The sequence below is a fragment of the Photobacterium sp. AWH4_225 genome (genome assembly GCF_056158405.1).
In genome coordinates this window covers 2,248,251-2,270,289 of record NZ_JBSWTF010000004.1, presented here as the reverse complement: position 1 = coordinate 2,270,289, position 22,039 = coordinate 2,248,251, and the positions used below count along the sequence as shown (strand labels likewise).

Annotated in this window: 20 protein-coding genes; 11 read left to right on the top strand and 9 right to left on the bottom strand. The window is 43.1% G+C overall.

From position 1 onward, the window contains the following. Positions 1–391: 391 nt before the first annotated feature. The 8 genes from malT to ACXAD4_RS27340 all read left to right on the top strand — a co-directional run bounded on the left by malT (position 392) and on the right by ACXAD4_RS27340 (position 9,178). Entirely contained in the window at positions 392–3,100 is a 2,709-nt protein-coding gene (gene malT, locus ACXAD4_RS27375; protein WP_475245212.1) for an HTH-type transcriptional regulator MalT, read from the top strand. A 31-nt stretch (positions 3,101–3,131) separates the two neighbouring features. Continuing rightward, positions 3,132–3,809: a DUF4336 domain-containing protein gene (locus ACXAD4_RS27370; RefSeq protein WP_475245211.1), complete on the top strand. Its 678-nt coding sequence runs from the start codon at positions 3,132–3,134 to the stop codon at positions 3,807–3,809. A 134-nt stretch (positions 3,810–3,943) separates the two neighbouring features. Further along, positions 3,944–4,588 (top strand): hypothetical protein, encoded by a 645-nt coding sequence (locus ACXAD4_RS27365; protein WP_475245210.1) that lies wholly within the window; start codon positions 3,944–3,946, stop codon positions 4,586–4,588. Between the two features lie 132 nt (positions 4,589–4,720). After that, the gene (locus ACXAD4_RS27360) at positions 4,721–5,002 is read left to right on the top strand and encodes a D-fructose-6-phosphate amidotransferase (RefSeq protein ID WP_475245209.1); all 282 of its coding nucleotides are present in this window, start codon (positions 4,721–4,723) and stop codon (positions 5,000–5,002) included. A gap of 174 nt (positions 5,003–5,176) precedes the next feature. Continuing rightward, positions 5,177–6,259, top strand: a complete 1,083-nt coding sequence (locus ACXAD4_RS27355) for a M14 family zinc carboxypeptidase (RefSeq protein ID WP_475245208.1) — start codon at positions 5,177–5,179, stop codon at positions 6,257–6,259. Next, positions 6,243–7,091 carry an alpha/beta fold hydrolase gene (locus tag ACXAD4_RS27350; RefSeq protein ID WP_475245207.1) on the top strand — a complete coding sequence of 283 codons (849 nt, stop codon included), beginning with the start codon at positions 6,243–6,245 and terminating at the stop codon, positions 7,089–7,091. Before ACXAD4_RS27355 ends, ACXAD4_RS27350 begins: the two co-directional genes overlap by 17 nt. Positions 7,092–7,159: 68 nt before the next feature. Continuing rightward, a complete protein-coding gene (locus ACXAD4_RS27345; RefSeq protein ID WP_475245205.1) occupies positions 7,160–7,891 on the top strand; it encodes a glycosyltransferase in 732 nt (243 codons plus the stop codon). Between the two features lie 3 nt (positions 7,892–7,894). Beyond that, positions 7,895–9,178, top strand: a complete 1,284-nt coding sequence (locus ACXAD4_RS27340) for an LssY C-terminal domain-containing protein (protein WP_475245204.1) — start codon at positions 7,895–7,897, stop codon at positions 9,176–9,178. Between the two features lie 178 nt (positions 9,179–9,356). Here the strand turns inward: ACXAD4_RS27340 and ACXAD4_RS27335 are convergent, their stop codons facing one another. The 7 genes from ACXAD4_RS27335 to ACXAD4_RS27305 form a co-directional block, all read right to left on the bottom strand. Beyond that, the gene (locus tag ACXAD4_RS27335) at positions 9,357–10,004 is read right to left on the bottom strand and encodes a CAP domain-containing protein (RefSeq protein WP_475245202.1); all 648 of its coding nucleotides are present in this window, start codon (positions 10,002–10,004) and stop codon (positions 9,357–9,359) included. 487 nt (positions 10,005–10,491) lie between these two features. Beyond that, positions 10,492–11,577, bottom strand: a complete 1,086-nt coding sequence (gene modC / locus ACXAD4_RS27330; RefSeq protein ID WP_475245201.1) for a molybdenum ABC transporter ATP-binding protein ModC — start codon at positions 11,575–11,577, stop codon at positions 10,492–10,494. Continuing rightward, on the bottom strand, positions 11,574–12,263 hold the full coding sequence (gene modB, locus ACXAD4_RS27325) for a molybdate ABC transporter permease subunit (RefSeq protein ID WP_475245199.1): 690 nt from the start codon (positions 12,261–12,263) through the stop codon (positions 11,574–11,576). The genes modC and modB overlap by 4 nt, the downstream gene beginning before the upstream one ends. Next, positions 12,263–13,045, bottom strand: a complete 783-nt coding sequence (gene modA / locus ACXAD4_RS27320) for a molybdate ABC transporter substrate-binding protein (RefSeq protein WP_475245198.1) — start codon at positions 13,043–13,045, stop codon at positions 12,263–12,265. Before modA ends, modB begins: the two co-directional genes overlap by 1 nt. A 568-nt stretch (positions 13,046–13,613) precedes the next feature. Then, positions 13,614–14,306, bottom strand: a complete 693-nt coding sequence (locus ACXAD4_RS27315) for a hypothetical protein (RefSeq protein WP_475245197.1) — start codon at positions 14,304–14,306, stop codon at positions 13,614–13,616. A 145-nt stretch (positions 14,307–14,451) separates the two neighbouring features. Continuing rightward, the gene (locus tag ACXAD4_RS27310) at positions 14,452–16,293 is read right to left on the bottom strand and encodes an ATP-dependent nuclease (protein ID WP_475245195.1); all 1,842 of its coding nucleotides are present in this window, start codon (positions 16,291–16,293) and stop codon (positions 14,452–14,454) included. Between the two features lie 614 nt (positions 16,294–16,907). Then, positions 16,908–17,477, bottom strand: a complete 570-nt coding sequence (locus ACXAD4_RS27305; RefSeq protein ID WP_475245194.1) for an NnrU family protein — start codon at positions 17,475–17,477, stop codon at positions 16,908–16,910. Between the two features lie 469 nt (positions 17,478–17,946). Between ACXAD4_RS27305 and ACXAD4_RS27300 the strand changes: the two genes are divergently transcribed. Beyond that, on the top strand, positions 17,947–18,735 hold the full coding sequence (locus ACXAD4_RS27300) for a DUF5677 domain-containing protein (protein ID WP_475245193.1): 789 nt from the start codon (positions 17,947–17,949) through the stop codon (positions 18,733–18,735). Between the two features lie 260 nt (positions 18,736–18,995). Here ACXAD4_RS27300 and ACXAD4_RS27295 read toward each other — a convergent pair whose 3' ends face one another. Beyond that, complete coding sequence (locus ACXAD4_RS27295) at positions 18,996–19,766, bottom strand: hypothetical protein (protein ID WP_475245192.1); 771 nt, start codon at positions 19,764–19,766, stop codon at positions 18,996–18,998. Between the two features lie 950 nt (positions 19,767–20,716). Here ACXAD4_RS27295 and ACXAD4_RS27290 point away from each other — a divergent pair. Together ACXAD4_RS27290 and ACXAD4_RS27285 are read left to right on the top strand one after the other, a co-directional pair. Beyond that, the gene (locus tag ACXAD4_RS27290; protein WP_475245191.1) at positions 20,717–20,962 is read left to right on the top strand and encodes a hypothetical protein; all 246 of its coding nucleotides are present in this window, start codon (positions 20,717–20,719) and stop codon (positions 20,960–20,962) included. Positions 20,963–20,988: 26 nt separating this feature from the next. Then, on the top strand, positions 20,989–21,384 hold the full coding sequence (locus ACXAD4_RS27285; RefSeq protein WP_475245189.1) for a hypothetical protein: 396 nt from the start codon (positions 20,989–20,991) through the stop codon (positions 21,382–21,384). Positions 21,385–21,636: 252 nt separating this feature from the next. Here ACXAD4_RS27285 and ACXAD4_RS27280 read toward each other — a convergent pair whose 3' ends face one another. Next, the gene (locus tag ACXAD4_RS27280) at positions 21,637–21,930 is read right to left on the bottom strand and encodes a hypothetical protein (RefSeq protein WP_475245188.1); all 294 of its coding nucleotides are present in this window, start codon (positions 21,928–21,930) and stop codon (positions 21,637–21,639) included. Positions 21,931–22,039 lie beyond the last annotated feature (109 nt).

The following is a 22,039-nucleotide window of genomic DNA, read 5'->3' as shown; positions in this document are numbered from 1 at the left end:
AGGGATGAGTGGGAGGGGCGTAGTTATGAATCTCCCCCACTTTCTGTGACACAATGCAAAATTCTGGGGTGTAGAAAGACTTAAACGCCCATCCATATGCATTTAAAGTCACAAATACAGACTACCTTTTCATGTGCAATTAGACAGATACAAGATGGTGAAAAATCAGAGATATGTGAACCGTGTCATAAATATAGGGATGAGTTGACATCTTTTGCTGAATTCAACCTAATGCGCTGTCAAAGTTATCATCTAGATCAAATGCCTCACTGCAATTTTTTGAAATGATAATCAGGATTACATGGCATAAATGCTCAGATAACATAATTCATTCAGAGCAACGCTCCTGAGCAACAATGGAACTGAAACCTTACAATAAGATAGCAAGACTATGTGGATACCATCTAAATTAACTCGTCCGGCACGCCTTCATAATGCAATTCTGCGTCCCCGTTTGCTGGAAACGCTAGAGCAGGCCCCGTTTTATCGTCTTGTGCTGTTTCGATCACCTGCGGGCTATGGCAAAACGACCATGGCAGCCCAATGGTTGAATGAGCACCCGCATACTGGTTGGTTCAACATTGACGAGAATGACAATGACACCTTCCGCTTTGCCAATTACTTACTGCAAACCATCAACAAAGCGACGAATAACGCCTGCTTGAAAACCCAAGCCATGGCTGAGCGACGTCAGTTTGCTTGCCTGTCTACTCTTTTCAGTGAACTGTTTGGCGAATTAGCTGATTACCATGAGCAGACCTACGTTGTCCTAGATGACTACCACCTCATCAACAACGATGATATTCATGATGGTCTGCGTTTCTTCCTTAAGCATATGCCAGACAACCTGACACTGGTAGTTACCAGCCGGACATTACCTCCTCTTGGTACCGCGAACCTCCGCATTCGTGATTTGCTGATTGAAGTTGATAATGATCTGCTGGCCTTTGATGAAGAAGAAACCACTCGCTTTTTCGACAAGCGTATCGGTGACAACATCGAAGAAAACGTACTAAGAACACTGCACCATCAAGTGGAAGGCTGGCCTTCAGCCCTACAGTTGATCGCTTTGCACGCCCAGCAAAAACCACACAACCTGGTTGAGTCTGCTGAATCCATGGCTAACTTCAACCGTGGTCACTTGTGGGATTACCTGGCAGAAGAAGTGTTTGACCTGCTTGACGCTGAAACTCAGCAATTCCTATTGCAGTGCTCGGTATTGGATATGTTCAATGCGCAATTGGTGACTGACCTAACAGGGCGTAGTGACGCGTTGGCAGTACTTGAGTCACTCAACCGTTTTGGCTTGTTCCTCAATACCCTCGAAGGTGACAGTAACTGGTACCGCTTCCACAACCTTTTTGCCGAGTTTCTACGCCACCAGCGCTACTCCCAGATCCCGCAGCAGAGGGCTGAATTACACGCCTTAGCAGCTAAGGCATGGCTGAAGCAAAATTCACCGCAACAAGCCCTGCTCCATGCGCAAAAGTGCGAAGATACAGCACTGGTGATCAATATCCTGTGTGATTTCGGTTGGGAAATGTTCCATCATGGCGAAATGAAGCTATTGCAAGATGCCTTGGATCAAATTGATGCCGAAGAGCTCTACAGCCAGCCTCGTCTGAACCTACTTCACATGTGGCTGCTGCAAAGTCAGCACCTGTATAACGATGTAGGTGACATGATTGCGGAGACCGAGACCGAGTTTGCAAAGCGTGATATAGAACTTAATGATGCCCTGCAAGGTGAATTCAATGCCCTGCGTGCTCAAGTGGCAATCAACCAAGGAAAGCCAGACGATGCGTTGATTCTGTCGGAACAAGCGTTGGGACAACTTCCATCGACGACCTACCGTAGCCGAATTGTTGCAACATCTGTAGTCGGTGAAGTCCACCACTGCTTGGGTAATCTGAGCCGTGCGCTACCTATGATGCAGCAAACGGAAAAGATGGCGCGCCAGTACCATGTCTATCACCAGGCATTATGGGCACTGCTTCAACAAGCCGAAATTTTACTGGCACAGGGCTATGTACAGAATGCTTATGAACTGCTTGAACAGGCTTTCAAGCTGGTCAAAGAGCAACACTTACAGCAAGTACCTTTGCACGAGTTCCTGCTACGCCTTCGCGCGCAGATCCTATGGTGTTGGAACCGCTTAGAGGAAGCCGAAGAGTCGGCCCTGAAAAGTTTGGAAGTCCTGGCACCGTATGACGAGACCAAATCACTCCATGCTTATTCAATGCTGGCCCGTATAGCGATTACTCGTGGTGAGCAAGACAAAGCAAGCCGTTATCTTGACCTGTGCAACAGCCTAATGAGCCGTTCGATCTACCATATCGACTGGCGTGCTAACACCGATCTGGCCAATTTGCTTTACTGGCAAATAACTGGTGACATGGACAGCATCCAGCAGTGGTTAATCCATGCAGAACAACCTGAAGCGGCTTGTAACCATTTCCAGCAACTTCAATGGCGAAATATTGGTCGTGCATGCGTGAACATTGGCGAGTATGAGCGAGCTGAAAGTATCTTCAATATGCTCGATGAGAGCTGCGATAAACACAATCTGATCACAGACAAGAACCGTAACCTTGTGGTACAAGCAGTACTAAGTAAGCGCCAGGGGCGTAGAGATTTAGCCCTAGCCCAAATGAAGCAAGCGCTTGAATTAACCAATAGTACAGGCATGGTTGGTATCTTCCTTTGTGACGGTAGCCAGATTTGTGATCTGATCCAAGAGTTGGTCGATACCAAAGCGCTAAATGAGTTAGAGCTTCATCGCGCCCGTCAATTGTTGCGGGAAATGACAAGTAAAGAGCGTAACCGTTCGGTTCATTTTGATGAAAACTTTGTCGAGAAGCTGCTTAACCTACCAGACGTCCCTGAACTCATCCGTACCAGCCCGCTTACTCAACGTGAATGGCAGGTACTGGGATTGATCTACACCGGATACAGCAACGAGCAGATTGCCTCTGAGCTTGATGTCGCCTCAACGACCATCAAAACTCACATTCGCAATCTATATCAAAAGCTCAATATCGCAAACCGACAGCAGGCCATTGAAACAGCAGAAAATTTATTGAAGTTAATGGGCTTCTAAGCCCCCGAACAACTGGTTAAGGATGACCACAATGGAAGAATGGAGCAAGGATCGGCTCTGGACTCGGGATATGCCATTCAAGCTGAATGGCATTCCTGTTGGTGCAAGGATGACGGTGGTAAAGCTTGAGAACGACAAACTGCTGATCCACTCCCCTATCCAATTAACCACAGCACTTCAACTAGAACTTAGCCAACTCGGTGCAATTCAAGCGATTGTGACACCGAACATGAACCACCATTTGTTTTTGTCTGAATGGTGGCTCGCTTACCCTGAAGCGTATTTTTTCGCACCACCAGGGCTTCAGAACAAACGGACAGACCTCGCCTTTGACGACGCTCTCAGTGCTCATAGCCCTCAAATCTGGCAGCACCAGTTATATCAAACGTTATTGAGAGGGAGCGACCGTATGGAGGAAGTGATCTTTTGCGATCCGCTCTCCAATACCTTGATCGTCGGGGACACCCTTGCCTGGTTCCGCCCTTCAACCAATATCTTCACCATGGCTCTGGCATTGGCCAACGGATGCTATCAACACCCTGCTATGCCGCTTTACTGGCGTTGGACTTTCCAGAACAAAACAAGATTAAGGCAATCGCTGCAAGAAATCCTGACCTGGCCTTTTGACCGAATCATCTTATCTCACGGCCATAATATTGAAACGGATGGCAAAGCCTTTTTCCATAATGCTTTTAAGTGGGCTTTGTAAGTCAGCTATACCTTTAAAGCTCTGGATACAATTTCGGTTACAATTTCATACGAACAACGTTCATTTACTTTATTGAACATTGTTTTTATAAGTATATGATAGACGTCAGAATCTATTTGTTGCCATATACACTCATGAAAAGCCACCTAAGTACACTTTCACTTCTTACACTTCTCCTTACTACCCCACTCGCAAACGCACAACAACCAACGACCGAGTTTGATTATATTAGTGGCGGTTTCCAGTACACAGGATTAAGCCATGAGTTCACAAGTTCCCACTATTTTCATCATGACAAGGAAGGTACGACGGTCGCTGACAGTATGGCAGGAGCCTATTTAAAAGGCAGTTGGAATTTCACTCACCGATTGTATGTAACAGGTAAAATCGAACTATCAAAGCGAAACCAATTCTCTCTAACTCATCAAAATGCAGGGGTAGGCTTCTATCAACCTATAACTCCTTCACTTGCCCTTTTTACAACGCTGGGTGTCGCCCATTTTGAACTGGAGCAAGGTGAAGTCTTTGGGCATAAAAGCAAGGAATACAGCGAATCAGGTGCTAGTGGCGAGATAGGGTTACGCTACACCCCGTTTGAGATATGGTTGCTCGAGCCTTCATACCGCACCGATCAGCTCAAAGACACATTTAGAGAATACCGATTGGGCAATGTGTTCAACGTTTCTAACAGTATGAAAATTGAAGCTAATTTTTCATATTCAACCATTGATAAATATTCAATGACGAGTTATCAGGTCGGTGTTCGTTATACGTTCTAAAAGCTCAAAAATTGCCTTATATCAATAAACTAATAAGTATGGTTTAACCGAATCTCATATGTGATCAATATCACAACAGCAAGCATAAATAAGCGTATATTTATTTTCGATCATTTGTATGAGGAAATAGATATGAATGCTTCTAGGCTTTACTTAAGGGATTTATTAGGCATCGGCTTAGTGATCTCCGCAATTCTGGTAGTACTTGGCTTAATCTTTAGTGTTCTCGCTGCCTTAAACTTCATAACGCATGAAGAGGTGCTAGCCAATACGTATTTAAATGAAGCATTACCGCTTTTTCTCTTTGTATTACCGGGCTTCTTAATCGCAAGATTCATTAACCGCCCGCAATGGGTTCACGATGTTGAAGAGTATCATTTAGAGTCAGCAAAAAAATACAGTCAATCCCACTAATGCACTCCGCAATTGCTACAATGCTCACCGCTTAGCTTGTAGCGATTGCTTCCTTCTTCTGCCAACCAGTAGTCAGTGCCTAAACTGACATTCGCTTGTCATACCAAATAGGTATTATGCTTAATCGCCAATCGAACCTTTGGCGCATATAGTATGGCAAAGGAGTGCAGCGCATTGCTCAAAGAAGGCCTATACCGCAGATTACCTGAGCTCATGCAGCTTGAAGCATTAATCAATCATTCACTACCGACGCTAAGCCACGTTAATGTCTCCACAGAAGTCGTTAGCTACGCCGACCTCGAAAATATCCCACTACCTATCTATAAAATCAGCATAGGTGCTATTGATAAACACTCACCTTGTTTGTTTTTTGTCGGCGGCGTCCACGGCTTAGAGCGTATTGGCAGCCAAGTCGTTATCTCCCTCTTGGATAGCTTATGCCAACGGCTACACTGGGATGAGTCCCTTCATCAAAAGCTAAGCCGGATAAAACTTGTTTTTATGCCTTTGCTCAATCCTGTTGGAATGGCAAAACGATACCGCTCTAATGGTAATCATGTTGATTTGATGAGAAACGCCCCTGTGGAGAGCACAGAGCCCACGGCTTGGCTTGTCGGTGGACATCGCATATCCAAATATATCCCTTGGTATCGAGGCATTGCGCAAAACGCGATGGAAATCGAAGCACAAGCATTAACCAATGAAGTACTAAAAGTAACTGAGTCCAGCCCGTTCACTCTAGCATTGGACTGCCACTCAGGCTTCGGAACCAAAGATAGGCTTTGGTTTCCCTATGCCCGTAGCAAGTTTCAACCCATCTCGCAGATTGGTGCTCTATATCATTTGAGGGAAATGTTCTTTAATGCTTTTCCCCATCAAAATTACCTGTTTGAACCCCAAACCAAGCATTACACCTGCCATGGCGATTTGTGGGACTATTTATATGACATTGCAGACAAGCGTCAGCAACACCTTCTCCCACTCACGCTAGAAATGGGTTCTTGGCGCTGGGTAAGGAAAAACCCATTACAATTACTCGACCGCATAGGTCTGTTTCATCCTATGAAACCACATAGAATTCAACGTGTTCTCCGTACTCATTTGACATTGACTGAATTTCTGATGAACGCAACCTATTCTTATCAACACTGGTATCAAAGCGATCAAAATGATGACTTTGCTCAGCAAGCACAATTACTCTGGTATCCACAATATGCCTCAAAACAGACTCGGCAGTACTATGAACCAAACCGCTAACGATGCTCATCATCGCCCCATTTTGTTGCTAAGAGGACTACTTCGTGAAACACGTCATTGGGGTAAATTTGCCGACATGTTGGCTAGCGCTTTTCCTCACCGTGAAATCATTGCATTAGACATTGCAGGAAATGGCTCACGTTCTCTTGAGCAGTCACCAACTAACATTTCAGCCATGGTCGCTGATTTAAAAAAACAGCTCGCCAAACATAAGTCGTCCTCCCCCACAGGCTTGCAAGCAGATAATACGCCGACACCGTCTTCATCTGACGGTGTTGATATCATCGCTATCTCTATGGGCGGCATGATTGCTTTGGAATGGATGAGACAATACCCGCAGGAAGTAAAATCAGCAGTCTTGATTAACTCGAGCCTTAGTAACTACTCCCCCTTCTATAAAAGACTTAGGTGGCAGCAGTACAAGAACATCCTGACATTTTTCTTCATCTCAGATGAAAAACGTGAATCACTAATATTTGATATGACCACACGGCAATCTCAGCCCAGTGTCATCGACAATTGGGTTAAATGGCGTCAAACCAACCCAGTATCAATATCGAATACAATGCGGCAACTCTATGCGGCCAGCCGTTTTCGGTTTGAATCATCACCAACAGCAACAACTTTGCTTATTGGCAGCCATAATGATGCGTTGGTCGATATCTCATGCAGTAAAGCTTTGGCCAAGCAATGGTACATTCCATTGTTGATTCACCCCGAGGCAGGACACGATCTTCCGGCTGATGATCCAAACTGGCTACTCGACAAGGTCTCCATGTTTTACCATCGCCAAAATACCCCATTACAACAACATGAATGCAATATGAATTAAGCCCTCAGCATTAATTCAATCACAGGCTTGCACACTAGCCCCAGTAAAGACAAAAACTGGAGAAAGTTATGACACCTGTAAGCATTGTGATCATCGCATTAAATGAAGAGAAACGAATTGGCCGTCTACTGGACGATCTCAGCAAGCAAAGCCACCAGCAGTTCGAAGTTATCGTTGTGGATTCCAACAGTGATGACAATACCTGCGAGGTTGCCAGAGGTTTTGAACAAGCCCTACCAAACCTAACTGTCCACAAGATGGGCGAACGTGGTACTAGCCTAGGCCGAAATACCGGTGCACAAATAGCCAAGCACGAACGTTTGTTGTTCCTTGATGCCGACGTCCGCTTAAGCCCGACATTCCTGACCAATGCTCTCTATGAGCTGGATAACCGCAAACTAGAAGTTGCCGGTGCCTATATGGCAGCTAAAGACTTATCTATTGGCTATAAATTGGGATATGGGCTGTTCAACGCAGGGCTGTTTACAACGTCCTTTTTCTTCCCTACCGCTGTTGGCGCATGCATGTTTTCAACCAAGCGAGCGCACAATGAGATCGACGGTTTTGATCAGACCATTGTGCTATGTGAAGACTGCGACTATGCAAAGAGAGCGGCCAAGACATGGCGCTACCGCATGATCCCTGTGAGCTTTTGGTTTGACCCTCGCCGTCTGGAGCAAGATGGTTTCGTCAAAATGGGCCTTACTTACCTCAAAGCCAATGTCCGACGTTTCTTCTTAGGGGAAATGCGAAACAACGAAATGGAATATCAATTTGATCATTACAAGGATGCAAAGTAATTCATGCATGACGTTGCTTGGTGGTGGTATTTTGGAGGGAGCTTCCTTGATGCCCTGATCGGACCTAACCTGTTTTTCCCTGGTGAGCCATTCTTACTCGCGGCCGGGTATTTGCTTAGTAGTGGCGCGATATATGGCTTATTAGCCGTTCTTGCCGGAGGGTTTGTCGGCGATCAATTGAGTTTCTTCATTGGTCGCCGTTGCGGCCCGCAGGGGCGTCGCTGGTTAGTGCGTAAGTTCAGTAAAACCAAACGTCCAATCGCCAAGACACGTTTGATCCTACATAAAAAGGGCCCGTGGATTGTAACGGCCTCACGTTTATTGGGTCCTGTTGCTTGGATAATGCCTTTTCTCGCAGGCAGCTATGCCATGCGCTGGACAACCTTCACCCTCTACTCCTCTATAGGTTTAATGCTGGGCGTCGGTCAATTTACGCTGGCTGGTTTCTTTATCGGCAAAGGGATTGAGGTACTGCCTAGCTGGCAGACTGTCGGGCTATTCTTCCAAGAACATAGTTTGCTACTTACCGCCAGCCTGATATCACTGATTGCCTCTGTGATCATTTACCGGGTCTATCGCTGGAGAAAGTGGTTCCTTATGGCTAGCTGCTGGATAATGGCGCTGACAACAGCCAACTACTACCATTTCTTCCACAGTGAAGCCTATAGCATTGAATGGATCTCTAAGGCGCAAGCCGGTACAAACCAAGCAACAACGATGGAAAATGTTTCGCTGCAAAAGCTCGATTACTCTGTTTACCCAGGGTTATCGCCTGTCTACAAAGCACAGCCGATCAATATCATCCTGCATGGGGCTCATCCTAGCGCGTTGATGACAGAGTTAGGCTGGGTTGAAAATAAAACCTTTTCCCGCGATAAATTGGATTTATCTCAGTACCTTGAGTTAATTGCAGAGCAACAACCGCCAATTTCAGATTTGTATTGGAATCAGCAACCGCAATTACTGGCCTACCAAATCGAAGGGGATTTGATTAACCGAAGGCATATTCGATGGTGGTTTGCAGGTAAATCGCTGCAAACGAATCAAGATATCTGGCTTGCATCCATAAGCTATGACGACAGACTCAAACTAGCCCATTACAAAGGTTTAATCACCGTACTGCATGGCATCGATCCTGATATCGATAATGAGCGCGATACACTAATGAAAAATGCTAAAAAATTAGGGTGGAAGGCCCAATTAAAAAGACTTGGAGAACCCGTCGCCTTTTCTAAATCCAATCATTACTTCAGTGATGGAAATATTGCTATTATCGAAGCTATTTAACAAAGCCATTTAACATAGAAAAAATCTAACAATGTAGAGCTTAAGAAATCTCGTTTATACAAAACGGAATAATAGAAAGCCGCCAATGTAGGCGGCTATTAATCTAGAAGGCTATTAATCTAGAAAACTATTAATGTAGACAGCTAATAGCGCATTCCATCATAGATTCATTTTTGAATTAACGAGGCTTAGCAAAAACTTGAGTCCAGTAAATACCGTACTGTGTTGAAGAGTTCTCAACATATGACGCGCCCATTTCAGTAACGCTACCGTTCATGATGTTTTTACAGTGGCCAGGACTGTTCATCCACGACGTCATTACAGCATTTATGTCTTTCTGTCCGGCAGCAACATTCTCTGCCCATGTTGACCATGAGTAACCTGTTGCTTCAATACGGTCTTGTGGCGAACTGCCATCTGAACCGGTATGGCTCATAAAGTTATTGTTGGCCATGTCACTTGAATGAGAGAATGCAGCTGACTCCAAATCATAGTCCCATGTCAGGGCTGGCACTGCCGGCATGATTTGACCACCACAGTTTTGCTCTTGTGAGCGCGCTTGGTTCACAGCGAACAACATCTGCTCTGCAAAAGTATCACCTGGACCTGGCTCTGGGTCAGTATTTCCCTGATCATCACCGTTATTGTTATCATTACCGCCGCCTGTGTTGTTATCATCACCAGGGTTAAGGTTTCCCTCATCTTCAGGCAGGGTTACTGGATTACCTGAGTTATCTGTTCCAGATGAAGATGATGAACTTGAACCACCTGAACCACAACCAACTAACAACAACGATGATAATACGAATAAGGGTAAAACTTTCATAACAGACCTTGTTTCTATATTTGGTATGTTTTATTAGGCACAATAAACCCATTAAGCTAGTACTTATTTAGCCTAAGAAAACACTATAATTTAATTTGCTACTCGCTTTTTACGAAACATACTATACTGACTCCCCGCTTAATCATTCAATATGCAACGCTGATATTCGCTTCAACCTGACAAACAATTAACAAAGAAAACACGATAAAAATGCAAGGTTGCCTTATATAAAGCCATGAATTTAAGAGCTATATTTGTTTTATAAGGAAGGATACTTTGATGTTAGTCAAAACAAACTGCCATGCCTAGCTTTAGTGTCATATTTGACAAAGCCATGATATTTAATCCCGAAAAACAAGTCAGTAAGTAGAATTAATTAAAATTATAAAGTCATGTTTGTTTTACTTATAATTTTTATATACTTGATCTTCCTCTTAAAAAGTAAAAAAAGTACCAATATATATTGGTACTTTATTCAATTTCTAAATCACATCGCAGCTAAATCTTCTTGTGTCACACTAACACCTTTAATTTGGGCGAAGACTTTATCTCCAACAGAAAGGTTTAGCTCATCAGCTGCCCACTTGGTGATATTGGCCCACAATTGCGCCTCCCCCACTCTCAACCGTACTTCGATACGCTCTTGCTCGTCGACAGGGTGAATCTTATCGACCTTTGCCGCCAGTATGTTTCGAATACTGGTTTGCTCCGACCTCACCTTGGTCAGTGACACATCATTTGAGTGCACACGCACCCTTACCCATTCACCGCGCACACTTTGCAGACGATTAACCCAGAGGTAAGCATCATGATTGAGCATTACCTGAGTCAGCGCGTAATGAGGGTGATGATGATTAACCCGAGCACTGATCAGTGAGCTTTGTTCCTTAGCCGGCAACCAAGGCCTCATCTCCGGCGAGCCCCAAACACTATTGATATGCCCTGACACCACCACCTTACCTTGGTGGATCATCGCCATATGATCAGCGAGTCGAAGGATCTCATCGAGACTGTGAGTGACATAGACAATCGGCATCTTCACCTCTTTTGCCAATCGCTCTAAATAAGGCATCAGTTCCTGCTTTCGAGGCAAATCAAGCGAAGCGAGAGGCTCATCCATCAGCAGCATTGAAGGATTTGAAAGCAATGCCCGGCCAATCGCCACCCTCTGCTTTTCCCCTCCAGACAAAGAGGCAGGATAACGCTTGAGTAAATGTTCAATCCCCAACAACTGAGTCACTGAATGGAGCTGCTCAGCATCTTCCGTCTTACAGCCGTAATTTAGATTACCAGCCACTGTATAGTGAGGAAAAAGCCTAGCATCTTGAAACACATATCCGATTCGACGCTTCTCGGGCGGCAAATTGATCCCTGCCTGCTGGTTATAAAGAACATGTTGGCCAAGAGAGATAGAGCCTGAATCAGGCGTTGCTAGTCCGCTCAACACGTTGATCAATGACGTCTTACCCGCACCTGAACGGCCGAAAATAGCCGTAATACCTTGCATAGGTAACTGAAGCTGGATATCCATATCAAGATCACCCAGCTTTTGCTTTACATCAATCTCTATCATCTCGCCTCCAATCGCTGTCTTGCTGCGCGAGACAGCCATTCAGAAGCCAAAATAGATGCAAGCGCAATCACTATCGCAATCACACATAATCTTGCCGCCTGATTTTCAGCGCCAGGTGTTTCTATAAATGAATACATCGCCAAGGGAATAGTTTGGGTTTCGCCGGGAATATTAGAGACAAACGTAATGGTTGCACCGAATTCACCCAGCGCGCGGGCAAACGCCAAAATGGCCCCCGTTAACACACCCGGCAACGTCAGCGGTAAGGTGATAGTGAAAAACACCTTAAGCGGGCTCGCCCCTAATGTGCGGGCAGCCTGCTCAAGCTTGTAGTCGACGCTTTCGAGCGCCAACCGGATTGAGCGCACCATCAGCGGGAAAGAAACCACTGCAACTGCTAGTACAGCCCCACGCCAGCTGAAACTGAATGTCAGTCCAAACCAGTCATATAGCGCCTTACCCACAACACCTTGACGCCCCATCACCACCAACAATAAATAGCCAATGACTACGGGTGGCAAAACCAAAGGCAAATGTACCAAACCATCGAGTAGTGACTTACCCACAAACTGACAGCGAGCCAGTAACCAAGCGCAAATGACGCCAAAAGGTAGGCTAATGACGACCGCTACGCTGGCAATCTTCAAGCTCAGCAGTAAAGCTTGGACTTCATACTCGGTTAGCACTACTTCTCGTCCTCGACATTCACGTCCTCAAAACCGTATTCAGAAAAAATGGCCGCGGCTTCGTCAGAATTAAGGAAGTCATAGAACGCTTTTGCACTTTCATTTTGTCGCCCTTCAACCATGGCAACGGGATAACTGATCGCGGTATGGCTATCGGCAGGGAACTCACTGACGATTTTAACTTTTTTAGAAATTAGCGCGTCAGTTTTATACACCACGCCAAGTAAGGCCTCCTGCCTTTCAACAAGCAACAATGCTCCCCGAACGTTATTAGCTCTTGCAAGCAGACGCTCAGCTTGTTGCCACAAGCCGAGATTCTCCAAGGCTTCTTTGGTGTAAATCCCAGCAGGCACATGGTTAGGATCACCAACGGCTAAACGTGTGCCATCTAAAGCTTTGGTGAAATCCAATGAGTCATCCAAGGTGAAATGTTGCTGCGGGTAATCATTAGGCGCCACCATCACTAAGCTGTTGTGAAGTAGAGGCTTTCTCGTTGACGGCACGATCACACCTTGGTCGGAAAGATAATCCATCCATTTTTCATTGGCAGAAACATAGATATTAGCGGGTGCACCCTGGGCTATCTGACGTGCTAATGCCGATGAAGACGCATACGAAACCGTTGGTTTCTCGCCGGTTTTATGCTGATAAGCAGACACCACATCGTTCATCGCATTGGTCAATGACGACGCGGCAAAGACAGTTACCTTATCAGCGGCAACCGTTGAAAAAGACGATACAGATATAACAACAGCGGCGATGGCCGCTTTCCAGCTCTTCATCTTCAGATCCTACGAGCAAAAACACCGTTATATACTAAAGTATATAACGCTAAAGCTAAATACCTAGATAGTGATAAGGGACACTGGGAAAGAAGGCAATAAACCGGAAATGCCCAAAGAAAGCCGGAAAGACTTCCAGATAGCTACACTGCTTGTTGAGGATTTAATATGTTTATAATCAGAAGTTTATGGAATCAAAAATCTGACAACTCATCAAAATGTCAAAAAGGCTTTTTCAAAAACCGTTAATTTAGACCGTGTGGATAACAATTGTTAAAAATGAGAGATATGGCATTATTACGCTGTCACCAAGAGATATGGCTTACATAACGAAAAAACAGAGCCACTGAAAGCTCAGGGTATGATAGTTGTCTCAAGCTCAGTTTTGGACAGAAGTGAGTCAGTTATATTACTAAATTAGAATATTATTGATTAGGTTTTGTATGGAAAGGTAACGCCAAATTAAGGTGTAAAGCACGCAACCACGATACTCAATTTGACCACCGTAAACACAGAACTTCACTCAAACAAAAATACCAAGCGTGCTGAATCACTCTTAAATTGCTTGTTAGGGCTCATTTACATCCAAAGTATCAGTATGTACGTGTTTGCCAAGAAAACGCATGATATCTGGTGATAAAACCCCCAACTCTGACATGGCTGACACTTTTGAGTCATGTGATACGTCTGCATACTGTGCATCCAAAACTGCAGCAACACTTGGATAGACATGCTCTTGCAATTCAGCCACATTTGACTTCAATATTTCGACGACTGCATTTTGAAATTTTTCTGTCTCTTTCACAGTTGGAATATATCCCTTATGAACAACACTATTACGGAGCTTTACCATGCTGTTACTTAGTAGTTTGGGAGCTTTTCCATGCAAGCTATTGTATGCAAAAACATAAGCACCAAGCTGACGCTCTGATTGCGCAGCAATTAGACTCCAACTATCCATAAAACCACACAATGTTTGTCTATCTACGTGGTGCTTTACTTTGAGAAAGAACTCATAATAACGTTCCATCGAAACCGAAAAAGAGCTTATCGCTTCACGTAAATATCCCGCATCGAGTGCACTACACCCATACATATACAAAACTTCAAATTTAGGATTCGAAAGAACACTTATAAATTCGTGCTGATTTGCACACATAACCTCAAATGTACAATCATCTCTCAGCACAGCGTATTCAGAGTCCACTGTCTGATTTGCAGCCTCTTTCATACAATAAGGACATAGTACAGGAATCTTCATTGTCATTGTCTCCCATGAGCCCTAGCGAGTTAAGTGGTGAGCAACGCTACCACTGAACCTAACCATACCATCGTAAACACAAAACCCAACGATGGAATGAAAAATGCCATTCGTTGGGAATCTGTCTTAAACGCTTTGTTAAGCCTCAGTCTGCAAGTGTAGATACTTTCATATGTAACTCTACAAATTCATCGACCTCTCCGTTGAAGAAGGTTTCTCGAAGCTCTTCAAATGTTAGAGATGGAAACAGCTTACTTGCTATTTTTTTACCGCCTAAGGCTCCTGCTAAACCATTAGATTTTGATAATGCCTTAACGTCACACCAGTCGGTGAAAGCTAGATTAGCGCCCGGAACTAAGCGTTCGATACCAGCTGGAGACATATAATTTTCTATTTCTCTCTTTTTAGATACCGTAAAGTTCTCGCCTTCCACGAACCCATACTCTGCCAATTTTTCAGCATTTGGAGAGGCTTCATCTTCTGAGGTTTTATCAGAGTCTAAGAAAATGAAGAATGGCTTGTTCAACGTTTGCAGCAAGTCTAGTGTTACCCAATGCTTGATGCTTCCACAACCACCAACGGGGATAGTAACAACGCCTAAGTCAGCAAAGTTTTGTTCAATTATTCCATTGTTTTTATATGTATTAGCTAGATGATCGAAAGCAACGCAATCGTCTATGCCTTCCACAAGAAGAAAACACTTTGTATTGTCAAACAATGAAATAAATTGGTTGTCGATTGTTATTCCTAGATCGCTCGCAATACCAGAGTGGTCATTTACATTTGAATCACATGCGTATGAGGCAGCCTCTTTATAAACCCTATGCAAATCAGATTTTTGAGTTTTCGAAACAATTACAGGAGAGTGTGTAGTTAAGAAAACTTGATAACCAGCAACCGAAATATCATTTAGCTTTTCGAATAGATTTTCTTGCGCAGAAGGGTGAAGAAATGTTTCAGGTTCTTCAAAGCCAAAGATGATATTTTGAATTTCACTAGATTTCTGCTCAGCGAGATACTCAAAATAAGCCATCATTGTAATTCTTCGGAAGCCGTCTCCTCTTGCTGAAAGAGGCACAGAACCATTTCCGTTATCACTGTCAAACGTGGTAGTAATTAACTTGCTCCAATCAAATTCAACTTTTGCCTGAACCTGTTCACTTTCAGGGACTACAGCATTGATTTTACTTGTGATAGCAGAAAGAACTGTTTGCAAATGCCCTTTAACCGTGTCCTCAAGCTCTTCAGTATCCACCTGTTCCTGAATTACTTTAAACGCCATATCTTTAAAGTATTTCTGTATAGTAGAATCACTTTCTGATAATGGAGCATCCGCTACAAAGTATTCAAATCTAGGCAAGCATGCCTTAATAGCACTCTCTGTCTTTTTAAGACGAGATGTACCTGAAGTTGGTAGCTTCTCTGAGATATATGAAGACTCATCTCCACGAGCGATAAAAAACTCTCGAAGTCTATTTCTTTTCTCTGCATTATTGTGAGCTTCACCAGTGTCTGGGTTTGTCATTAAACCTGGTTCCGCTTCTAACCCATTGTCTCGGCATAGCTTTATGAGCTTAGCTTCAGTAAGTGAAAAGAAATCTAGCTCACCAAATGAGAGCCTTTCCACAAAATACTCGGGAGAAATTTTACCTGATTTGGTTCCATCCCATCTTTTTGTAAGGTGTAAGTAACCATCACTATTAACTAAACCTTCGGCTTCAAAAGTTGTGGTAGTATTTTCATCAATAACAATTTGAGTGTGATTAGGGTAGAAGTAAAGTTCGATTACTGAAAATTGTTCTGTTGTGTTATTTAAATACTCTGCTTGATATTGCTTTGCATTTATAAAAAGATCTAAGGCTTTCAATACAGTTGACTTACCCGCATCGTTTTTACCAACTATAACATTGAAATCTTTTGCAGGTATTTCTACTCGCTCGCTAATACCTTTAAAGCCACTGATCGCTATTTTTTCTAATTTTATCATTATTTCCTAACTCCAACTGATGAGGCTTAACAGCTTTATATATTGATATTGGCTGCTTATCACATCAACCATATCCAAAGCGCACCCGCGTAATCAATTGAATATACATAAATTTTTGTATTGGTTCTGTGTGATATGTTGAAATATTCAACATATCACCATCTCCTATATCAAAAGTTGTGTAATACCATAAGCAGGTATGAAACAGGATAAGCAACTCTAGAGAATCATTAGCTTAGATAAGGATAAATCAAGCCAGCCGTTTTCTTATTGAAAAGGAGCCAACAAAATTTGGGGCAGAAATCACTTACGACAACTTGTTCCGCATTTGTGCACACCCTTGCTGCGCAATTGAGTTTGTCCAATGGTTGGACAGGATTCAGCGGTCAGAGTTTGTCCAGTGGTTGGACAGGATTCAGCAGTCAGAGTTGGTGGTAATCGCTACTGTCCAACCATTGGACACCTGATGGAGTTCGCTACTGTCCAACGATTGGACACCAACAACCTTTGGGGCATAAACGCGTCAGGTCTAGGCATTATCTGCGTGTGGTCATCAAGCGATTCTGTCGTATCTAAACTGCCACGCACTCTGACTCATAGCAGGACTGACACCATTAACTCATTAAGGGAATGCCGATTAAATAGCCATGTAAGAACATAGCAAAGATGGCACTAACAGCCGCTCCAATCACTACGACTATCACGTCATTCACCCAGGAAGCTTTCAAAGGTGAGACAACTCTCTGCTGGCGTTTCCTCATCGAAATCAGATCGACTATGGCCCACACTAAAAAAGAACCAAACAACACTATATCGGCTAAGTTGCCGTTAACTAACAGGTGAGAAAATGCCCAAAAGACTACCGATAATAACTGTGGGTTTTTAGTGACTGATTTTATTTTCCCGGGAAAGTAGGGAGCAAAAAAGAGGATAAACCCAACTAGCATAAAGAGAGAAACTAACGGTCTTAAAGATTGATCGCCAAAATAGACAACAATCGGATCAGCTCTGAGTGCGCCGAAACCTGCAACAATAAGGTAGATACCTAAAAAAGACAGCAAAGAATAAACGGCTTTGTACACTTTTTCATTTTTCTTTACGAACTTCTCTCTATACAGCGGCGCGATGATTGAAATCGAGTGAATACCAAGAAATATGACTAAACCGAAGACTAAGTTAAACATTCCATTGCTCCATTAATTAACAAGTGATGTAACACCTATTCTAGAGAGTACATTACAAACAGAACAAAAAGTAAGACAGACGATGGCTTTATGAACTAAAAAGCAAAACAGGTGCAACTCCTAATAGGGCAAATCTGAGTCGACGAAACAGGCTGCTCCCTAATTGTGCAACAGCTTGTTGCACAATTGCCAAGACAACTAAGCTCATCAGTCAACCTTATCGTTAAGGAAGTGCGCCTAAACACGTTTCGGGGCCGTTCCGAGGTAGATCAACTCGGCTGGTACTGAGCTGGAGACTACTGTTCCCAACGCCGATCAAGTAACAGCAAGTTGGTAATGCAATCGTTAGTTGTGAAACAACACCAAACAAATAAGAATATAAATAACAATTGTTTACGGCGATTGACGGTCATTCTGCATGGGGCTATTGTATGTAACTGCATATGACCCAATGAGCGGGAGAAACTTGATGGTTGGCAGTGATGACTACGCATTGTTTTATCGAACTGCGTGTAACATTTTTGAATCTGGTTTCGAGTTTATCAACGAAGCCGATGATAATTACTACTTCATGAATGTTGCAGCTCTTAAGCTTTTGAAGCATCTCAATACTACTGAAATGCTGATGACTAGCGAGCTAGACCTGAACCATGTAGAACAGGGGTTCACTTACTATGACACTTCAAGCGTTATAGCACTTTTACGAGTATCATATGAAAACTTGGTAACTATTGCTTATCACTATTTTGGTGATGAACTAGATAAAGACCGTCTTGATTGGTATACGTTGCTCGGTTACAAGAACAGGGCAAAGAACAAAATTATCGTTGGAACGCCAGAATTAGAAGCAAAAATTCGGGAAGAACAACAGATTATTGATGAGCTATCCTCGCGCCTTAAACTTAATCGCTTCAAAGCATCGAGAAAGAACGAATGGAAACCTTGCGGTTGGTATGAGTTAGGTCAGCAGCTGGGCATCCCAACTTTTGTATGTGACAAATATTCGTTTTGGTCTTCCCATACCCACACTGGTTTCGACTCATTGATGCAGGTAAATACTGCTCATAAGGCTCACCCGACCGAAGAGATTAAGCGCAACCAAATAAACTACCTGTTTATGTGTAGCGTTCTAGTCTATTTTATCGATGGTTATGTGCGCGTTTTGTCCAAGTTGGGGTATCCACACATATTAGATTTTGAGCTTGATGATGTCAGAAGTTTTTCGCGATTTATGAATTCGTTAGACAAGACCATCTAAATACGCTGCCTACCTAAAGCGAAGAAAGAAAAGGAGCCGGGTCTTGTCTTTTGCCTAACCATTAGTTTATGTATTGTAAAAATAGATTGCCGATGTAGTTCAGTCATCGGCGCAAACAAAGAATGTGGCACAAGTGGGTTAGCACAGAGCTTACCTATACACCGTCGGACAAAAACATAGACCACGTAGTTAGCTCAGATAATCTCTTGTCTCAATAACTCGACGTTAAGTTGAGAAGGGCTTTATGTTCATTGTCACAACTAGAAACCAATTCCAATTATTTGGCAGTTCTTATATATATCTTCTCCATCCCATGACCAAACCATTGGCTCAACGTCCATGGACATACAGGACTGACCCAGTCCTGTTTGGTTCTCTGGGAAAGCCAATACGCGCATCCCTCTATATTCCCACATTCCATATTTGCTGGGAGTCATAGTTACAACATTAGTCATGCCACAAGGATTATCTATGGGTTCATTTGTGCTGCGCCAAAATGAGTTATCACCATTTTCTATCGCATCAAAAGTGAGAGTGTATGTATTAACCCCAACACTGCATGAAGTTCTCTCTATCTCATGCGTAAGGGTAACTACCTTTTTCGCAAGGTTTTTTGCTTCCGAAGTATTAGTTACAGGGCAGGCATCGAAAAGTTCCACCCACTTGGTCATTAATTGCTTTTTGTTTTCATTTTTAGCACTCGCAACGATATCAGAAAGGCCCTGCCTATACTCTTCTGAACAAACCTGTCTATTCAGCTCTGCCACTTCATTCTCTTTCGTCTCTAGCTCTGTAGTTATTTGTGCTAGTTCCGTATTCAAATCATCCTGTGTGCTGGTTCGCTGAGAAAATAGAATCTGATTAAAGGTGCACGCGATTTTGTTATCAGAGATAGTCGAGCATTCCCCATTTAGCAGTGAACTCATAATATCCCCTGATTTGGGTTTAAGAGTGAACATATGAGGGGTTTTCAACGAACTTGCTTCCACACAAAAAGAAAGTGGAAGTAGCAACCAGTACCATTGTTTCATGCGTCACCTTTTATTTGAAAAATACAATGCAGGACACTCACTGCACCCGATTAGTCGATTGTCATTAGAAAAACTATAACAAATAGACGGACGAGTTTTGAGAACTAATGCGATCTCAACACGAAATGGGGCATTTTCGAGTTAGTAATTATGCATACAATTAAGCCACCCTCATCACAATGTGATGTAATGAAGTACACATAAGAAGCACTATGTTAAATGGCGCACTTTACCCAGGAAAAGATGGCTTAGGTGACTGGTTAGGTATTTAACCCTTAAAAAACCTATTCAAATTGGCCGACATTCGACTGTTATCTGCAGTCTAGTTTACTTTCGATTTGAAAGTTAAAGCTCAAATAAGCTTGGCAAAAGCATTCCAGGCAGATTCAACAATGAAAGCGTCAAAAGAACAAAAGTATTGTTATGAATCCAGCGCATCTAACACCGAAACCGTCTCTGAGGGTTAACTTGCCTCTTCAGTTGTTCCAGCTTTCTGACATGAATCAGTAAACTTGCCCAAAAATCGAATATCACTACTCTCGAACAATCGTTGTCCAAGAATGAGTATTCCACTGTTACACACTTTGGTGTGAATCCACCACAACATGTGTTACGCAAATATGATTGGAATACCGATAGTAAATCAAAGAGATCACTCATCCTCTGGGTATTGTGTCTTACTTTCCTCGTCTCAGATACACCGACAAACACCAGTGCAATGGATATTAGTCTAACGCTATACCAATCGGTTAAGAGCCTGCTCTGGCTGACAAACAAACCGTACTCATGCATCCAAGCTGATAATTCAAGCTCATCCCGAGCATGCACCTGATGCTCAAGAAACAAAATATCTGAACATGCCATAATTCGCCCTCTTTGTGCTTGCATTAAAAAGAAAAGCACCTACTGTATATAAAAACAGTATAGTTCAACTCGAGGTACATCTCGCTATGGCCAGATATGATGAAAAGAAAATCACATTAACTCCTAGGTATATTGAAGCCCTGCACGAATTACTTGAAGCTGAACTCGAGATGATGCAACAACAGGATGACAACAATCGTGAGTGTTGGGCCTGGGGGATCTGCACCATCAATAACCTCTGTGAGCAAAACAATTTACAGTTTGAGTTTGGCGATGAGGGCTCTAGACCGAAAGGTATGAAACGTAATACGTGTGTTCGAGAGAACTGCTAACTCTATCTGAATATCGAGGCTGTAAAATGAAACATATTGTTCTCAATAGAATAAAAACACCAGACGGTACAGTTTTGATCAGCAAGCACCGTCACGATTATGTCTCTCATCTTGATGCCAACGGCGAGTGCTACATGGTAGATGGAGGCACTGACTACCTTAGAAGGAACGTCAATATCGAGCCATTTGAGGAACAGTCTATCTATTCTGACGCACCTCACACTGAAATAAGGCAAGGATTTTACTGGGGAACAAGAGGTAAAAACGGAGATCAACCTGTCGAATTCAAGCCGCTGAAAGAGCTCGATACATCACACATTGAAGCTATTGTTCTGACACAGACTCGCTTAGAAAAGTGGAGGCTAGACATTTTTGAAGCGGAGCTATTATTCCGTACGAGTGAAATTAAGCGACTCCCCTAGCAAGCTTCTTTGAGGTTATTACAACTAAGTTTGGCCTTCACCACAAAGAGAAATCTATCTTGCGAGCGACAAAGGCTTTATGATTTGGCCTTAACCAGCTTAGCTCTGTCAGTTCGACTCAGAACAGCCGTATATTTCTCAGTCAATGTAGCGAGTTAGAGTTAGACAACCCGGTATCTGCTCGGTGGGATGTGAATCTTGAGAGGCTCTTCTTCCTCCTGATAGCCATAAGCCGACATATTCTGTAAACGCTTATTGATATAGAAACTGCGGTATGTCATCGTTTTGAAGCTGTTTTGCTATGGCAACTTCAACATCGACTATCTCTTTACGGATTTCTTTTATTTCTAGCATGAGTTTTTGTTTACGCTTCGAGGTCGAATGAGAAGCGATCATCCAACCGATTACCCACAATCCACCAGTAAAAACAGAAACTGCAATATGAACAATATGGCTTGTCTTTTCGTTGTTATAATCCAACTCAGCTTGATTTAGCTCTTGCTGTAATTCAGATCTGTACTTAATCAGTTCTATCTTGTTCTTCATAATTTATTTGTTTTTAATCATTGCCTTACCCATACTTCTAGTAAAGGTATCCTTATACTTGGACATTTTACCATATTGCTATTTACACTTGATCTAGACTTTTCTAATT

Coding starts and splice junctions, on each gene's coding strand:
- malT (WP_475245212.1), top strand. CDS start 392: ATGTGGATACCATCTAAATTAACTCGTCCGGCACGCCTTCATAATGCA.
- ACXAD4_RS27370 (WP_475245211.1), top strand. CDS start 3,132: ATGGAAGAATGGAGCAAGGATCGGCTCTGGACTCGGGATATGCCATTC.
- ACXAD4_RS27365 (WP_475245210.1), top strand. CDS start 3,944: ATGAAAAGCCACCTAAGTACACTTTCACTTCTTACACTTCTCCTTACT.
- ACXAD4_RS27360 (WP_475245209.1), top strand. CDS start 4,721: ATGAATGCTTCTAGGCTTTACTTAAGGGATTTATTAGGCATCGGCTTA.
- ACXAD4_RS27350 (WP_475245207.1), top strand. CDS start 6,243: ATGAACCAAACCGCTAACGATGCTCATCATCGCCCCATTTTGTTGCTA.
- ACXAD4_RS27345 (WP_475245205.1), top strand. CDS start 7,160: ATGACACCTGTAAGCATTGTGATCATCGCATTAAATGAAGAGAAACGA.
- ACXAD4_RS27340 (WP_475245204.1), top strand. CDS start 7,895: ATGCATGACGTTGCTTGGTGGTGGTATTTTGGAGGGAGCTTCCTTGAT.
- ACXAD4_RS27335 (WP_475245202.1), bottom strand. CDS start 10,004: ATGAAAGTTTTACCCTTATTCGTATTATCATCGTTGTTGTTAGTTGGT.
- modC (WP_475245201.1), bottom strand. CDS start 11,577: ATGATAGAGATTGATGTAAAGCAAAAGCTGGGTGATCTTGATATGGAT.
- modA (WP_475245198.1), bottom strand. CDS start 13,045: ATGAAGAGCTGGAAAGCGGCCATCGCCGCTGTTGTTATATCTGTATCG.
- ACXAD4_RS27315 (WP_475245197.1), bottom strand. CDS start 14,306: ATGAAGATTCCTGTACTATGTCCTTATTGTATGAAAGAGGCTGCAAAT.
- ACXAD4_RS27310 (WP_475245195.1), bottom strand. CDS start 16,293: ATGATAAAATTAGAAAAAATAGCGATCAGTGGCTTTAAAGGTATTAGC.
- ACXAD4_RS27305 (WP_475245194.1), bottom strand. CDS start 17,477: ATGTTTAACTTAGTCTTCGGTTTAGTCATATTTCTTGGTATTCACTCG.
- ACXAD4_RS27300 (WP_475245193.1), top strand. CDS start 17,947: ATGGTTGGCAGTGATGACTACGCATTGTTTTATCGAACTGCGTGTAAC.
- ACXAD4_RS27295 (WP_475245192.1), bottom strand. CDS start 19,766: ATGAAACAATGGTACTGGTTGCTACTTCCACTTTCTTTTTGTGTGGAA.
- ACXAD4_RS27290 (WP_475245191.1), top strand. CDS start 20,717: ATGGCCAGATATGATGAAAAGAAAATCACATTAACTCCTAGGTATATT.
- ACXAD4_RS27285 (WP_475245189.1), top strand. CDS start 20,989: ATGAAACATATTGTTCTCAATAGAATAAAAACACCAGACGGTACAGTT.
- ACXAD4_RS27280 (WP_475245188.1), bottom strand. CDS start 21,930: ATGAAGAACAAGATAGAACTGATTAAGTACAGATCTGAATTACAGCAA.